Raw genomic sequence first — 16021 nt, forward strand, 5'->3', positions numbered from 1 at the left:
CCTGTCGAGCCGCCGAGTCCAGACATCTGCCCATTTCAGAAGGCTTATGACGGGCGGGAAAGCTGCGGGGGAAGGGCTTCGGCGTGGACCACGTCGAGCCGGGAGACCGCGCGGGTGAGGGCGACGTACAGGCGGTTGAGGCCGCGCGGCTCGGCGGCGACGACGGCGGCCGGCTCGGCCAGGACCACGTGGTCGTACTCCAGCCCCTTGCACATCGAGGCGGGCAGGACGCTCAGCCGCTCGCCGAGGTCCAGCCCTTCGTCCCAGAGCGCGCAGGTGATCGCCTCGACGTGGGCGTCGGCCGCGATCACCCCGATCGACCCCTCGAACCCGCGCGCCTCCCGTACGGCCTCCACGACCCCCTTCTCCAGCCCCGCGGTCGCGATGACGCGCAGCCTGCCGTCGGAGCGGTAGGAGCGGGTGAGCGGCACGTCGGCGTCGAGCGCGGCCAGCAGCGTGTTGGCCAGCTCCACGACCACGCCGGGCACCCGGAAGCCGGTGGTCAGCTCGACGATCCGGCCGTCGGGCCTGCCGAGCAGCTCCAGGTGCTCCGGCCACGACGCCGCCGCCCACGGCGTGGTGCCCTGGGCCAGGTCGCCGAGCACGGTCAGGGAGCCGTGCTCGCTGCGCCTGGCGACGGCGCGGCACTGCATGGGCGACAGGTCCTGCGCCTCGTCCACGATGACGTGGCCGTAGCCGCGGGGACGTTCGAGCAGGCCGGCCAGCTCGTCCAGGAGCACCAGGTCGGCCTCGGTCCATCTGGCGCTCTTGACGCCGCGCGGCGGGCGGGACCAGGCGAGGGCGGCGCGTTCGTCGTCGGTCAGCAGGCCCTCGGGCGGGGCGCTGAGCACCTCGTGCAGCACGTCCTCGGGGCGGACGGCGGGCCAGGTCGCGTCGAGCGCCGGGGCCACCGCGCGGCCGGTCCTGCGTTCCCAGGCGGCGTTGCAGGTCAGGCCGCGGGCCTCGGCCTGCCGGCGCATCGCCGCAACCATCCTGGCCCTGACCCGGTCGCGGCCGACCCCGTACGGGAGCGCGGCCCGCCGGGTGTCCTCCACGATGCGGCGCAGCTCGTCCTCGCCGACGCGCCAGCGGTAGGAGCCGTCGGCCACCACGACCGGCTCGGCGGGCCTGCGGATGCGGCCGTACAGGGCGCGGCGCAGCACCTCGGCCATGCGGACGTCGTGCTTGACCGCCGCGGCCCGCGCCGTGTCGACGGCCCGTACGGGGTGGGCGCCGAGCAGCCCTTCGAGGGTGGTCTGCTCGACGTCCACCTCGCCGAGCGCGGGCAGCACGGCCGCGATGTAGCCGAGGAAGGCCCGGTTCGGGCCGAGCACCAGGACGCCGGAGCGTTCGAGGCGGCGGCGGTGCGCGTACAGCAGGTAGGCGGCCCGGTGCAGGCCGACGGCGGTCTTGCCGGTGCCGGGGGCGCCCTGCACGCAGATGGTGGTGTCCAGGTCGGCGCGGACGAGATCGTCCTGCTCGGGCTGGATGGTGGCGACGATGTCGCGCATCGGGCCGACGCGGGGACGTTCGATCTCGGCGGCCAGGAGCGCGCCGCCGCCCTCCTCCCCCGCGCCCAGGCGTTCGTCCTCGAAGCCGGTCAGCGTGCTGCCCGACCAGCCGAAACGGCGGCGCACCTCGACGCCCTGGGGGTCGCGGGCGCCGGCGCGGTAGAACGCGCGCGCCACGGGCGCGCGCCAGTCGATCACCACGGGCGGCCCGCCGTGCTCGCCGGTGATGTGCCGCCGGCCGATGTGGTACGACCGCCCGCGATGCTCGGCCGACTCCTGGCCGAAGTCCAGCCGGCCGAAGAACGGCGGCCCGTCGGGCTCCTCGCCCAGCTCCTTGGCCAGGCTCTTGAGGTGGCGGCCGAGCCGTTCGGCGCTGTAGCGGTCGCCGGCCACGGTCTCCCCGACGATCACGTTCTCGCGCGCGCCCTCCAGCATCCTGCGCAGCCCCGCCCTGCAGCGTTCGACGTGACGCCGTTCGTCGTCGAGCGTTCCCATGCACACCCCCAAAAGCGTTAACTCGGTTAAGTCATTAACCAGGTTAACACTTTGCTAGGCTGGCGACATGACAGGACTGCGGGAGCTGCAACGACGGCAGACCCACGAGGCCATCTCGACGGCGGCGATCGCGCTCTTCCTGGAACGCGGCTTCGACGAGGTGCCGGTGACCGAGATCGCGGCGGCGGCCGGGGTGTCCAAGCCGACACTGTTCAAGTACTTCCCGACCAAGGAGGACCTCGTCCTGCACCGGTTCGCCGACCACAAGGGCGAGGCCGCCCGCGTGGTGCGCGGACGGGGGGCGGACGAGCACCCGGTCGCCGCGCTGCGCCGCCACTACCTCGACGGCCTGGCCGCGCACGATCCGGTCACCGGGCTCAACGACCACTCCGAGGTGCTGGCCTTCCACCGCATGGTGTTCGACACCCCCAGCCTGGCCCTGCGGCTGTCCCACCACATGACCCAGGACGAGGCCGAGCTGACCGAGGCCCTGGCCGAGACCATGGACGAGCTGACCGCCGCGCTGCTGGCCGCTCAGGTGCTGGCCGTGCAGCGGGTGCTCGCCCGCCGCACCTGGGCACAGCTCGCCGGGGGCCGCCCCCTGCCCGAGGCCGAGGCCGACGCGGTGAGCGCCGCCGAACACGCCTTCGCACAGCTCGCGGGCGGCCCGCCGCGCCGCTGAGCCCCGGCGCGCAGGTCACGCGTGCCCCATGTGGCGGGCACGATTACCTCCAACGCCGGAGGCTGTGCTTAACTCGGAAATGCCGATGTGGCTGTGTCCCCCGGGCCGCAAATTACCGCCTTCACGGAATACCGTTCGGCTGGAACCGTGTTGTGCATCTCGCCGAGGAGGCGACCACCACATCGGCCTTAAAGCTTTCCGGGCGTCCCGCTGCCTTAGGGTGGCATGGCCGACTGCCCATGATCCAGGAGAGCCCGTTGCTGTACGAAGTGGTCAAGTTCGCCGCCGCGCCGCTCGCCCACGCGATGTGCCGGCCGCACATCACCGGCGCCGCGAACGTGCCGAGGGTCGGCCCGGCCATCCTGGCGGCCAACCACCTCTCCGTGCTCGACTCCTTCCTGCTGCCCGCGCTGCTGCCCCGGCACGTCACGTTCACCGCCAAGAACGAGTACTTCGACGGCAACCCCGTCTCCGGCTTCTTCATGCGGATCGGCGGCAGCCTGCCGATCGACCGCGAGAGCGCCCACGCCGCCCAGGCGATGCTCGACGCCGCCGCCGAGCTGCTGGAGCGCGGCGAGCTGTTCGGCATCCACCCCGAGGGCACCCGCTCCCCCGACGGCCGCCTCTACCGCGGCAAGGTCGGCGTGGCCTGGCTGGCGCTCAAGACGGGCGCGCCCGTGCTGCCGGTGGCGCTCAAGGGCACCGAGAAGGTGCTGCCGGTCGGGTCGAAGGTCCCCAGGCCCGCCAAGATCGGCATCTCCATCGGAGAGCCGATGCGCTTCGAGGGCGACCACACCAAGGCACGCGACCGGCGCCGGGTCACCGACGAGATCATGGAAGCCGTCCAGAAGCTGTCCGGCCAGGAGTACGTGCCCGCCTACGCCTCCAGCCACAAGGCCTCCGACGGGACGTCATGACGGATCACCGCTAGGCTTCTGACACCTGTCGTCGAGGACCGGGGGGCTGACCAGTGGCGCGGGGCCGTACCATCGCGATCGTGTCGGTGTCCGCAGTGCTGGTGGCGGGGGCCGCCGGCGGCGGCGCCTACTACCTGCTGCGCACCAAGGGCACACCGGGCGAGACGGCGCAGCGCTTCGCCGCCGCCTGGCAGGCGGGCGACAAGACCGCCATGACCGCCGAACTGGCGACACCGCAGCAGCTCACCGCCTACGACCAGCAGCGCAGCGCGCTCGGCGTCGAGTCGGCCACGGTCAAGCTGGGGCAGGTCGTCGAGGGCGACGGCCGGGCGCACGTCCCCTACAGCGCGACGCTGGCGCTGAAGAACATCGGCTCCTGGTCCTACGACGGGCAGATCGACCTCGTCGTGGCCGACCGCGCGTGGAAGGTCGACTGGCGGCCCACCGCGCTGCACCCGAAGATGACCTCCGGGGCGACGTTCGGCATCAAGACGAACTGGCCGCAGCGGGCCGGGATCACCGACGCCGGCGGCGGCCGCATCGACGCGGGCACGTCCGGCGGCTCGGTGCAGCAGCTCGTCGGCTTCCTCGACAAGGCCACCAAGAAGGACGTCGCCAAGCTCGGCTCCTCCTACAAGCCCGGACAGGCCGTCGGGCGCGGCGGCCTGCAGGAGACGTTCCAGAAGCGGCTGGCCGGCACCCCCACCACCCAGATCCAGCTCGGCGGCAAGACGCTCGCCACCATCGAGGGCACCGACGGCAAGCCCGTCGAGACCTCGCTCGACCCGCAGGCGCAGGCCGCCGCCGTGGCCGCGGTCAAAGACGTCCCCAAGCCCACCTCCATGGTCGCCATCCGGCCCTCCACGGGCGAGATCCTGGCCGTGGTCAACAACCAGGGCGGCTTCAACCGGGCCCTCGACGGCCGTTACCCGCCGGGCTCGACGTTCAAGGCGGTCACCGCCATCGGCCTGCTGGCGGCCGGCATGTCGCCCGGCGACACGGTCACCTGCCCGATGTACGCCACCGTGGGCGGGCTGAAGATCCGCAACTCCGAGAAGGAGGAGTTCGGCTCGCTGTCGTTCCTCGACTCCTTCGCCCACTCCTGCAACACCACCTTCGCGCCGCTGGCCGAACAGCGGCTCGGCGCCGACAAGCTGCTCAAGACGGCCGAAGGGGTCGGCTTCAACCAGCCGCTCAACATCGGCGTGCCCGCCACGAAGGCCAGCTTCCCGAGGGCCCAGTCCGACGCCGAGCTGGCCGCCGAGTCCTTCGGCCAGGCCAGGATCACCGCGAGCCCCCTGTCGATGGCCTCGGTGGCCGCCGCCATCGCCGACGGCACCTGGCGGCCGCCCACGCTGGTGCCCTCGCTCAAGCAGAAGGCCGGCGAGAAGCCGCTGCCCAAGGGGGTCAAGGAGCAGCTGCACAGCATGATGGCGGCCGTGGTCTCCAAGGGCACCGCCAGGGCCAGCGGGCTGCCCGCCGGCACCCACGGCAAGACCGGCACGGCCGAGTTCGGCACCGGCGACAAGCTGGAGACCCACGCCTGGTTCATGGGTTTCAAGGGTGACGTGGCCTTCGCCGTGGTCGTGGAGGGCGGCGGCACGGGCGGCAAGGTCGCGGCCCCGGTGGCGGCGACCTTCCTCAAGGGCCTCTGAGTCCTCCTGTCTCGCTGACTCGCATGCGCGGGCCCCACCATTGCATGCAATGTATGCAAACCGCTAGAGTCACGTCCCGTGCAGAGCGATGTGGCCTGGCGCCGGTTGCGGGAGCTGATCCTCGACGGGACCTACCCGCCGGGGGCCCGGCTGACCGAGATGGAGGTCGCGGCGACCCTGGAGATGAGCCGTACCCCGGTGCGCGAGGCGCTGCGGGCGCTGACCGCCGACGGGCTGGTGCGCCCGGCGGGGCGCGGGGTGGTCGTCGTGGCCCTGGAGGCGTCCGCGCTGGAGGACGCCTTCCAGGTGCGGGCGGCCCTGGAGGCGCTGACCGCCGAGCTGGCCGCCACCCGGCAGGGCGAGGGCCGCATCGCCCCCGCCGACCTGGTCTCGCTGCGCGAGGTCGCCGACGCCACGGCGGCCGCCACCGCGCAGGGCCGCCTCACCGAGGCCGTCGGGCTCAACCGCCGCTTCCACCGGCGGATCGCCGAGCTGGCGGCCAACGCCATCGCGCTGCACACCCTGGAGCGCGTCTGGGACCAGATCCAGGTGTCCACGCTGCGCTCGCTGGCGCCGCCGTCCCGTCCGGCGCACGTCTCCGGCCAGCACGAGCAGCTCCTCGCCGCGATCATCGAGGCCCGGCCGCAGGACGCGGCGGCCATCGCCCGCGCGCACGTCCTCGACACCCGTGCCGTCACCCACAGAACGGACGAACCCACATGACCCGTCATCACACGTACGACGTCACCGTGACCTGGACCGGCAACAAGGGCGCCGGCACCGACGACTACCGCACCTACGGCCGCGACCACGACGTGTCGGCCGAGGGCCCGCCGGTCATCGCGGGCAGCTCCGACCCCGCCTTCCGCGGCGACCGCGCCCGCTGGAACCCCGAGCAGCTGCTGGTCGCCTCGCTCTCCCAGTGCCACATGCTCTGGTACCTGCACCTGTGCGCCGACGCGGGCGTCGTGGTCACCGCGTACGCCGACCGCGCGGCGGGCACCATGGCCGAGAACGGCGCCGGCGGCCGGTTCACCGAGGTCGTGCTCCGCCCGGAGGTGACCGTGGCCGCGCCGGAGATGGCCGAGACCGCCGCCCGCCTGCACGCGGACGCCCACAAGGCGTGCTTCATCGCCGCCTCGGTCAACTTCCCGGTACGCCACGAGCCGACCGTCCGCACGGCCTGAGCGTCACCGGAGCCGGACGCCGTCCGGGAACGGTCAGCGCGAGGCGGCCAGCGCCACGGCGGTGGCGGCCTCGTGCTGGAGCACCATGATCAACAGGGTGGCCACCAGCGTCGCGATGAGCACCCAGCTGATCACGATGATGACCGTCGACCGGCGCGGCCGCCTGCTGCCCGGCTGCCCCTTCGCCCTCGCCTCACCGCGACGGGCCCGCTCGTTGAACGACTCGAGCCGGGCGACGAGACGCGGATCGTCGTCGACGAGGTGCTGCTCGATCTGGGCCAGCATTCGCTCCTCGTCCTGCGACCAGGCCATAGACGCACCTCCGGAACGCAAGCACTGTGGCGTGTTCCTCCCCAACCATGAAGATCATTAGCCTTGGCGTGACCCCCTAATTACCGCCTCTTTTCGGTTTGCGATCACGCTCGAACTTTTGTTCTAATCATGGGATGCGCTGGGACAACCTGCGCCTGGCCGGGCCCGGTCAGGCCGATCCGGCCGTGCCGTTGTTCGCCCGCGGCGCGGTCACCCGTACGTTCGACACGCCCGAGTTCAGGGGGATGACCTTCTACGAGGTCCAGGCCCGGTCCATCATCAACCGGGTGCCGGGGGCCAGCCGGGTGCCGTTCGAGTACACGATCAACCCCTACCGGGGCTGCGGGCATCGCTGCGTCTACTGCTTCGCCCGCAAGACGCACGAGTACCTCGACCTCGACGCCGGGGCCGACTTCGACTCGAAGATCGTCGTCAAGGTCAACGCGGCCGAGCTGGCCCGCAAGGAGCTGGCCGCGGCCCGCTGGGGCGGCCACCACGTGGCCATGGGCACCAACGTCGACTGCTACCAGCGCGCCGAGGGCCGCTACCGGCTGATGCGGGGCATCCTGGCCGCCCTGCGCGACGCGGCGAACCCGTTCTCGGTGCTCACCAAGGGCACGCTGATCCTGCGCGACCTCGACCTGCTCACCGAGGCCGCCGAGGTCACCGACGTGAGCACGAGCGTGTCGGTCGGCTTCGTCGACGAGGCCGTGTGGCGCGGGGTCGAGCCCGGCACGCCCAACCCGCGCCGGCGGCTGGAGGCGTGCGCCACGCTCAACGACAACGGCGTGGCGTGCGGGGTGCTGATGGCGCCGATCCTGCCGTACCTGACCGACTCCCCCGCCCAGCTCGAACGCACGGTCAAGGAGATCGCCGAGGCCGGTGCGACCCACGTCGTCCCGATCGTCCTGCACCTGCGGTCCGGCGCGCGCGAGTGGTGGCTGAGCTGGCTCGGGCGCGAGCACCCGCGTCTGGTTCCGCGCTACCTGGAGCTGTACGGCCGCGGCGCCTACGCCCCCACCTCCTACCAGGACCGCGTCGTGGCCCAGGTCAGGGAGCTGGCCGAACGCCACGGCGTCGGCAGGGCCACCCCGGCCATGGCCCGCCGCGTACCGCCCCGCCCGATCCCCGCCGCCGTCGCCGAGCCGGAGCAGCTTCGCCTGTTGTGACCCGGTTTAAATCGGTGGCCGGTCCCTCCGCATCGGTGACAGGATGACCGGGCACTTGCCGGACGACGTTCAGGAGCATGGGATGCGGCGCCGCCCAGAGATCTTCCAGCGCCCCATTGGCACGAGAGTTCTCGAGGGCTCCACCACTCATGCACATCCTGAACATCGGCATCCTCGCGCACGTGGACGCGGGCAAGACCAGCCTCACTGAGCGGCTGCTGTTCGAGAGCGGCGCCATCGCGCGCCTCGGCAGCGTCGACGACGGCAGCACGCAGACCGACAGCGGCGAGATCGAACGCCGCCGCGGCATCACCATCCGCTCGGCGGTCGCCTCGTTCACCGTGGGCGACCTGCGGGTCAACCTGGTGGACACCCCCGGCCACGCCGACTTCGTGGCCGAGGTCGAACGCGCGCTCGACGTGCTCGACGGCGCCGTCCTGGTGTTGTCGGCCGTGGAGGGCGTGCAGCCGCACACGCGGGTCCTGATGAAGACGTTGCGGCGGTTGCGGCTGCCCACGCTGATCTTCGTGAACAAGATCGACCGGGTGGGGGCCCGGGAGGCGGGGGTGCTCGCGGAGATCCGGCGGTGGTTGTCGCCGCGGGCGGTTCCGTTGAGCACGGTTTCCGGCATCGGCGGGCCGGGCGCCGCCACGCGTCCCTTCGCCTTCGCTCCCCCGGCCTTCCGGGGGGCTCGCGGCCTTTCGGGGGCGGCGGGCGGGGGCTCGGAGGAGGTGGTGCGGGCCGGTGGGCCCGTCGAGGCGGAGGCCGTCCGCGCCGACGCCCGCCGCGCAGAGGACCGTCGCGCAGAGGCCCGTGACGTGGAGGCTCGTGACGTGGAGGCTCGGGAGGTCGAGGCGGTCGAGGTGTTGGCCGAGGGGGATGACGGGCTGCTGGAGTTGCTGGTCGACGGGGTGGCTCCCGGGCCGGGGCGGGTGCGGGAGGCGCTCGCGGCGCAGTGCGCGTCGGGTGAGGCGCATCCCGTGTCGTTCGGGTCGGCGATCACCGGCCAGGGGGTGGCCGAGCTGCTGGGGGCGATCCGGCTGCTGCCCGCGGCTCCCCAGCCGCCGACCGGCTCGGACGAAGCCGACAGCCGCACCACGACGGCCAAGCCGACCATGACGGACGCGACGGCCACGACAGGCGCGACAACCAGGACTTCCACGAAGCGCATGACAGGCGCGGCGGGCGCGGCGGGCGCGGCGGACGCGGCCGGCAGGGGTTTCACGAGGGCTACGGTGTTCGCGGTGGAGCGGGGGCGGGCCGGGGAGAAGGTGGCCTATCTGCGGCTGCGCGGCGGGGAGTTGCGGGCGCGGCAGCGGGTGACGTTCCTGCGCCGCGAGCCGGGTGGGGGCGTCCACGCCTACGAGGGGCGTCCGAGCGGGGTGGCCGTGGTGGGGTCAGGGGCGCGGGTGGCGGTGGCGGGGGACATCGCCACGGTCCGGGGGGTGCCGGAGATCCGGGTCGGCGACCGGCTGGGCGAGCCCGGCCCGGCAGGGCAGGCCCACTTCGCCCCGCCCAGCCTGGAGACCGTCGTACGCCCCCGGATCCCCGGCCAGGAGCCGCGCCTGCACGCCGCGCTGGTCGCGCTGGCCGAGCAGGACCCCCTGATCGGCACCCGTACGCTGCCCGGCGGCGGGACGGCGGTCCTGCTGTACGGCGAGGTCCAGAAGGAGGTCATCGGCGAGACCCTGGCCAGGGACTTCGGCGTGGAGGCCGAGTTCGAGCCGAGCCGGCCGGTCTACTTCGAGCGCCCGTCGGGTACCGGCGCGGCCCGGGAGGAGATGCGTCAGGCCGGAGGCGCGTTCATGGCGACCGTGGGCCTGCGCGTGGAGCCCGCCGCGCCGGGCTCGGGCGTGCTCTACCGGCTGGAGGTCGACCTCGGCTCGCTGCCGCCGGCCTTCCACCGGGCGATCGAGGAGGGCGTACGGCACACGCTGGGCGCGGGGCCGCGGGGATGGCCGGTGACGGACGTGCTGGTCACGCTCACCGCGACCGGGTACGCCTCTCCGGTCACGGCGGCGGGCGACTTCCGCGGGCAGGCGCGGGCCGTGCTGACCGAGGCCCTGCGCAGGGCCGGGACCAGGGTCTACGAGCCGTGCCACCGCTTCGAGCTGGAGGTGCCCGCCGACGCGTTCGCCACCGTGTCGGCGGCCCTGGCCGGGCTGGGCGCCGCCCTGGACGGCACGAGCAGGCGGGCCGAGACGTGGGTGCTCGAAGGCGAGATCCCGGCGGCGTCCGTGCACGAGGCCGAGCGGCGGCTGCCGGGCCTGTCGCACGGCGAGGGTGTGTGGTGGTCGCGACCGTCCGGAGATCGCCCGATTCGCGCACGATAGGCAGAATGTCGGATTTCGGGGATAGATGGGTATTTAACCGCCATAGTGTGCCAATCGGGCGCAACCGTCACAGGGGGAAGACGATGGCTGACACGAAGAAGAAACCTGCCACCAAGTCCGGCAAGGCCAAGAAGCAGGCCATCAAGACCAACCGGCAGGCCAAGGAGACCAAGAAGGAAACGAGAAGGACCGACGAGGGATGACCCCGTGAGGTGAATCGCGCAGCCGGGGGCCGGCGGCCCCCGGCTGTCCGGTGGAGGAGGAGCTGCGCACATGTCGGCCTATCTCCGCTTTCCCACTGTCTTTCAGGACGTGGTGGTCTTCGCCGCCGAGGACGACCTGTGGATGGTCTCGGCCCAGGGCGGCCGCGCCTTCCGCCTGACCGCGGGCGCGGCCGAGGCCGGCTATCCGCGCATCTCGCCGCGCGGCGACCAGATCGCGTTCGTCGGCCGTGAGGAGGGTCCGGAGGAGGTGTACGTGATGCCGGTCGTCGGCGGCGCCGCCCGCAGGGTCACCTTCCACGGCGCGCGCTGCACGGTCACCGGCTGGGACCACGAGGGCCGCATCCTCTACGCCAGCGACCAGTCCCAGCCGTTCGCCGGGCGCAAGTGGCTGCACCGGGTGACGCCGGGCGGGGTGCCGCAGCGGCTGCCGTACGGACCGGCGAACTCGATCGCCTACGGCCCCGACGAGATGATCGTGCTCGGCCGCAACACGGCCGACCCCGCGCGGTGGAAGCGCTACCGCGGCGGCACGGTCGGCGACCTGTGGATCGACACCGACGGCGACGGCGAGTTCAGGCGGCTGATCCGGCTGCCGGGCAACCTGGCCTCGCCCTGCTGGAGCGGGCGGCGGGTCTGCTTCCTGTCCGACCACGAGGGCGTCGGCAACGTCTACTCCTGCCTGCCCGACGGCCGGGACCTGCGCAAGCACACCCACCACGACGACTACTACGCGCGCAACCTGTCGAGCGACGGCCACCGGCTGGTCTACCACGCCGGCGCCGACCTGTACCTGCTGGAGCCGGACGAGGAGCCCAGGCGGCTGGAGGTGCGGCTGGCCAGCTCCAGGACGCAGCGCAACCGCCGGTTCGTCGACGCCGAGGACTTCCTCGACAGCGCGACCCTCAGCCCGGACGGCAGCGCGCTGGCGATCACCTCGCGCGGCAAGGCGTACGCGATGGCCGACTGGGAGGGCCCGGTCAGCCAGCACGGCGAGCCGGACGGCGTCCGCTACCGCTTCCTGACCTGGCTCAACGACGGCGTACGGCTGATCGCCGCGGCCAGCGGCGAGGCCGACGAGGAGACGCTGGTCATCCTGGAGGGCAGCGAGGGCGGCTGCGGCGTCGAGGTGGCCAGGCTGGGCCGGATCAACGAGCTGGTCCCCGACCCCGCGCACGACCGCGTGGCCGTCGTCAACCACCGCCACGAGCTGCACCTGCTGGACCTGGCCACGGGCGCGGCCACCCTGGTGGAACGCAACCCGCACGGGCCGCCCGAGGACCCGGCCTGGTCGCACGACGGGCAGTGGCTGGCCTACGCCGGGCCGCTCAACGCCCAGACCACCGCGATCAAGCTGCACCATCCGGAGACCGGCCGGACGGTGGCCGCCTCCGAGCCGGTGCTCAAGGACTCGATGCCGGCCTTCGACCCGCAGGGCCGCTACCTGTACTTCATCGGCCAGCGGGTCTTCTCGCCCGTCTACGACCAGTTGCAGTTCGACCTGGGCTTCCCGCTGGGCACCCGGCCGTACGCGATCGCGTTGCGGGCCGACGCGCCGGACCCGTTCGTGCCCGGACAGCGCCCGCTCAACGGCAAGGACGAGGACGAGGACGAGCCGGAGGAGGCCGTCCGGGTGGACCTGGACGGGCTGGCCGCCCGCGTCACCGCCTTCCCGCTGCCGGAGGGCCGCTACGAGGGCGTGGCCGGTCTCAAGGGCAAGGCGCTGCTGCTGACCAGCCCGCTGGAGGGCGAGAACACCCTGCACCTGTACGACTTCGCCAAGGGCAGGAACGAGACGTTCGCCGACGGGGTCACCGCGTTCGAGCTGGGCCGCGACCACAAGACGTTGCTGTACCGGGCCGGGAGCCGACTGCGCGTGGTCAAGGCCGGCGAGGTGCCCGAGCACGACGACGACCCGCCGGGACGCGAGAGCGGCTGGATCGACCTGTCGCGCATCAAGGTGTCGGTGGCGCCGGAGTCGGAGTGGCGGCAGATGTTCCGCGAGGCGTGGCGGCTGCAGCGGGAGAACTTCTGGACCGAGGACATGGCCGGCGTCGACTGGCCGGCCGTCTTCCGGCGGTACGAGCCGCTGGTGGACCGGGTCACCACCCGGGGCGAGTTCTCCGACCTGCTGTGGGAGCTGCACGGCGAGCTGGCCACCAGCCACGCCTACGAGAGCGGCGGCGAGTACCGCCCGGGGCCCGACTACAGCCAGGGCAAGCTGGGCGTCGACTGGGACTTCCGCGACGGCGTCTACCACATTCACGCGATCGTCACCGGCGACCGGTGGGACCCCGAGGCCACCTCGCCGCTGAACCGGATGGGGCTCGACGTACGGCCGGGGGACGCGGTGCTGGCCATCAACGGCGCGCCCATCGGCCGCGCGGCCACCCCGAACGAACGGCTGGTCAACCAGGCGGGCGAGGAGGTCGAGCTGACCCTGCGGCGCGAGGAGCGGGTCTTCACCGCGACCGTGCGCGCGCTGGCCGACGAGCAGCCGGCCCGCTACCGCGACTGGGTCAACCTCAACCGCGCCGAGTGCCACGAGCGGTCCGGCGGCCGCATCGGCTATCTGCACGTCCCCGACATGGGCACCGAGGGGTTCGGCGAGTTCCACCGCGGCTTCCTGGCCGAGTACGACCGGCACGCCCTCATCGTGGACGTGCGCTTCAACGGCGGCGGGCACGTCTCGGCGCTGCTGCTGGAGAAGCTGGCCAGGCGGCGGCTCGGCTACGACTACCCGCGCTGGGGGGATCCGGAGCCGTACCCGCCGGAGTCGCCGCGCGGGCCGCTGGTGGCCATCACCAACGAGTGGGCGGGCTCGGACGGCGACATCTTCAGCCACACCTTCAAGCTGCTCAAGCTGGGCCCACTGGTCGGCAAGCGCACCTGGGGCGGGGTGATCGGCATCTGGCCGCGCCACCGGCTCGCCGACGGGACCGTCACCACGCAGCCGGAGTTCTCCTTCGCCTTCGACGACGTCGGCTGGCAGGTGGAGAACTACGGCACGGACCCCGACATCGAGGTGGACATCACCCCGCAGGACTACGCCAGGGGCGTGGACACGCAGCTCGAACGGGCCATCGACGTCGCCCTGAGCCTGCTGGCCGAGCATTCGCCGCATACGCCCGATCCGTCGCATCGGCCGGGGATGCAACCTTAGGAACCCATTCGGCGTCTAAAGATCATAGGCGGGGAAAGCGCACAGGGGATGACGTGTGCACTCCGCTCGCACGCGGCCCGGCGACCGGGACCGCGCGTTCGCGAATGCAACCGAGCACAAGGGGGATCGTCCAGGTGCGCGCACTGGCACGCAGGGGGAAGTCGGCGATGGTCCGGTTGTACCGGGGGTACAACCGCCGCAAGGCACGCAACGCGCCACCTCCGTCGACCGACCGCATCCGGATCCTGCTCCTGCACGCCAACGGCATGGGCGGCACGATCAGGACGGTGTTCAACCTGGCCGGCTACCTGGCCGGCAAGCACGACGTCGAGATCGTCAGCATCCTGAAGGAGGCCGAGGAGCCGTTCTTCCCGCTCGACCCGCGGGTGCGCCTGCGCTTCCTCGACGACCGGCTCAAGCCGAGCGCCGACCCGCTGCGGGCGATGTTGTCGAAGTTCCCGAGCAAGCTGATGCCTCCGGAGGAGACGGCCTACCACCGTTTCACCCTGTGGACCGACTACCGGCTGGCCCGCTACATCCGCTCGCTCGACAGCGGCGTGCTCATGGCCACCCGTCCCGGGCTCAACCTGGCCATGGCGCAGTTAGCGCAGCCGGGCGTGATCACCGTCGGGCAGGAGCACGTGGCCCTGCGCACCCAGGCCGAGCCGATCCAGAAGCTGATCAAGTGGCGTTACCGCCGCATGGACGCGCTGGTCACCCTCACCAAGGCCGACCTGCGCGACTACCGCAGCACGCTGCCGAAGAAGCCGAAGAAGCTGGCCCGCATCCCCAACGCCGTCCCGCCGATGACCGGCGGGGTGTCCCGTCTGGACGCCAAGGTCGTCGTCGCCGTGGGCCGGATGACCAGGCTCAAGGGCTTCCACCGGCTGATCACCGCGTGGGAGACCGTCGCCGCCGCGCATCCGGACTGGACGCTGCGCATCTTCGGCGCCGGGCCGCAGCAGGAGAACCTGGCCGCGCAGATCGTCGAGGCCGGGCTTGAGGGCAAGGTGGAGCTGCCGGGGCCGACCAGCGACGTGGGGGCCGAGCTGGAGAAGGCGTCGATCTTCGTGCTCAGCTCGCGGCACGAGGGCTTCCCGATGACGATCCTGGAGGCCATGGCCAAGGGGCTGGCCATCGTCAGCTTCAACAGCCCGCACGGGCCCAAGGAGATGATCACTGACGAGGTGGACGGGCTGCTGGTCAAGCCCCGTACCAACGCCAACCTGGCGACCTCGATCATCCGGGTCATCGAGGACGAGCCGCTGCGCCGGTCGCTGGCGGCGGGGGCGCTGGAGACGGCGCGGACCTACGACGTGGACGCCGTGGGCCAGAAGTGGGACGCACTGCTGGCCGAACTGGTGGCCCGCCGCAACGGCACGTACGTGCGCCCGCCCCGGCCCGAACCCGCCGAGGTCGCCACGGCCGACGAAGCCGCCGAACCGGCCGAGCCCCGGATCTAGCGGGGCGGGCGTCACAGCTCCGAGCCGGTGACCTCCACCGGCTCGGCCGCGACGTCCCCCGGGACATGGCCCCGGGCGCGGGGGCGATCAGTGAGGGAAGCCTTCCCGTGTCAAATCCGGGAATGCCGGGAATTCTCTAGACAACTTCGCCCACGGGATCCACGGAGGGCTGCTTGGGCACGAAGGACGTCATCGCGTTGCTCGCCGGGGCGGTCATCGTCGTCTCCTTCGTCGGCAGCGCCAAGAGCCCCGCCGCCACCGCCGCCAGCCCCCTCAGCAACGCCAGCGGCACGCTGCCCGGCCTCGCCCCCGTCCTGTCCGACGGCGACAGGGCCAGGGCGCGCGCCCTCATCGGCCGTTTACGCGTCAAGAGCCGGGGCCCCAACACCGGCTACGCCCGCAGCCGGTACGGCGAGAACTGGGCCGACACCGCCACCGGCGTCCCCTACGCCCGCAACGGCTGCCGCACCCGCGACGACCTGCTCGCCCGCGACGGCACCGGCGTCGAGTACCGGGCCGGGTCGAGCTGCGAGGTGGTCGCCATGAAGCTGACCGACCCCTACACCGGCCGGCTCATCTCCTGGCGCAAGGCCCAGGCCGACGAGGTGCAGGTGGACCACGTCGTGCCGCTCAACTACGGCTGGCGCATGGGCGCGCCGCGCTGGCCGATGGCCAAACGCCTCGACTTCGCCAACGACCCGCTCAACCTGTTACCCGTGGACGGCCGCGCCAACGAGGAGAAGGACGCCTCGGGCCCGTCGGGCTGGCTGCCTCCCCAGCGCAGCGTCCGCTGCGCGTACGTCACCCGCTTCGCCCAGGTCGCGCTCAAGTACGACCTGCCCGTGACCAGGGCCGACAAGAACGCCATGCTCGCCCAGTGCCGCTAGCCCCGGTCCGCTTCAGGGGCCATGGA

12 protein-coding genes are annotated in these 16021 nt (G+C 72.4%); 10 read left to right on the top strand and 2 right to left on the bottom strand.

Going from position 1 to position 16021, the window contains the following annotated elements:
- Nucleotides 1-44: 44 nt before the first annotated feature.
- Entirely contained in the window at nt 45-2006 is a 1962-nt protein-coding gene (locus tag ACWCSU_RS36020; RefSeq protein WP_449941119.1) for a HelD family protein, read from the bottom strand.
- Nucleotides 2007-2073: 67 nt separating this feature from the next.
- Here ACWCSU_RS36020 and ACWCSU_RS36025 point away from each other — a divergent pair, with 67 nt between their 5' ends.
- The 5 genes from ACWCSU_RS36025 (at nt 2074) to ACWCSU_RS36045 (ending at nt 6447) form a co-directional block, all read left to right on the top strand.
- Nucleotides 2074-2688 (top strand): TetR family transcriptional regulator, encoded by a 615-nt coding sequence (locus ACWCSU_RS36025; RefSeq protein ID WP_449941122.1) that lies wholly within the window; start codon nt 2074-2076, stop codon nt 2686-2688.
- A gap of 257 nt (nt 2689-2945) precedes the next feature.
- Nucleotides 2946-3605, top strand: coding sequence for a lysophospholipid acyltransferase family protein (locus tag ACWCSU_RS36030; protein WP_449941125.1), 660 nt, complete (start codon nt 2946-2948; stop codon nt 3603-3605).
- Between the two features lie 80 nt (nt 3606-3685).
- Nucleotides 3686-5260, top strand: a complete 1575-nt coding sequence (locus ACWCSU_RS36035; RefSeq protein ID WP_449941128.1) for a penicillin-binding transpeptidase domain-containing protein — start codon at nt 3686-3688, stop codon at nt 5258-5260.
- A 78-nt stretch (nt 5261-5338) separates the two neighbouring features.
- Complete coding sequence (locus ACWCSU_RS36040; protein WP_357710275.1) at nt 5339-5983, top strand: GntR family transcriptional regulator; 645 nt, start codon at nt 5339-5341, stop codon at nt 5981-5983.
- Nucleotides 5980-6447, top strand: a complete 468-nt coding sequence (locus ACWCSU_RS36045; protein WP_449941132.1) for an OsmC family protein — start codon at nt 5980-5982, stop codon at nt 6445-6447. The genes ACWCSU_RS36040 and ACWCSU_RS36045 overlap by 4 nt, the downstream gene beginning before the upstream one ends.
- A 33-nt stretch (nt 6448-6480) precedes the next feature.
- On the opposite strand, the gene ACWCSU_RS36050 is transcribed toward ACWCSU_RS36045, so the two are convergent.
- The gene (locus tag ACWCSU_RS36050; protein WP_357710281.1) at nt 6481-6759 is read right to left on the bottom strand and encodes a DUF3040 domain-containing protein; all 279 of its coding nucleotides are present in this window, start codon (nt 6757-6759) and stop codon (nt 6481-6483) included.
- 134 nt (nt 6760-6893) lie between these two features.
- On the opposite strand from ACWCSU_RS36050, the gene ACWCSU_RS36055 reads away from it, so the two are divergent.
- From ACWCSU_RS36055 to ACWCSU_RS36075, 5 genes are all read left to right on the top strand, one after another.
- Nucleotides 6894-7928 (top strand): Rv2578c family radical SAM protein, encoded by a 1035-nt coding sequence (locus ACWCSU_RS36055; RefSeq protein ID WP_364095753.1) that lies wholly within the window; start codon nt 6894-6896, stop codon nt 7926-7928.
- 149 nt (nt 7929-8077) lie between these two features.
- A complete protein-coding gene (locus tag ACWCSU_RS36060; protein ID WP_449941136.1) occupies nt 8078-10261 on the top strand; it encodes a GTP-binding protein in 2184 nt (727 codons plus the stop codon).
- A gap of 273 nt (nt 10262-10534) precedes the next feature.
- Entirely contained in the window at nt 10535-13645 is a 3111-nt protein-coding gene (locus tag ACWCSU_RS36065) for a S41 family peptidase (protein WP_449941139.1), read from the top strand.
- A gap of 134 nt (nt 13646-13779) precedes the next feature.
- Nucleotides 13780-15108, top strand: coding sequence for a glycosyltransferase family 4 protein (locus ACWCSU_RS36070; protein ID WP_449941141.1), 1329 nt, complete (start codon nt 13780-13782; stop codon nt 15106-15108).
- Between the two features lie 173 nt (nt 15109-15281).
- Nucleotides 15282-15995 (top strand): HNH endonuclease family protein, encoded by a 714-nt coding sequence (locus tag ACWCSU_RS36075; protein ID WP_357710959.1) that lies wholly within the window; start codon nt 15282-15284, stop codon nt 15993-15995.
- Nucleotides 15996-16021 lie beyond the last annotated feature (26 nt).

The sequence above is a fragment of the Nonomuraea sp. NPDC001699 genome (assembly GCF_053596455.1).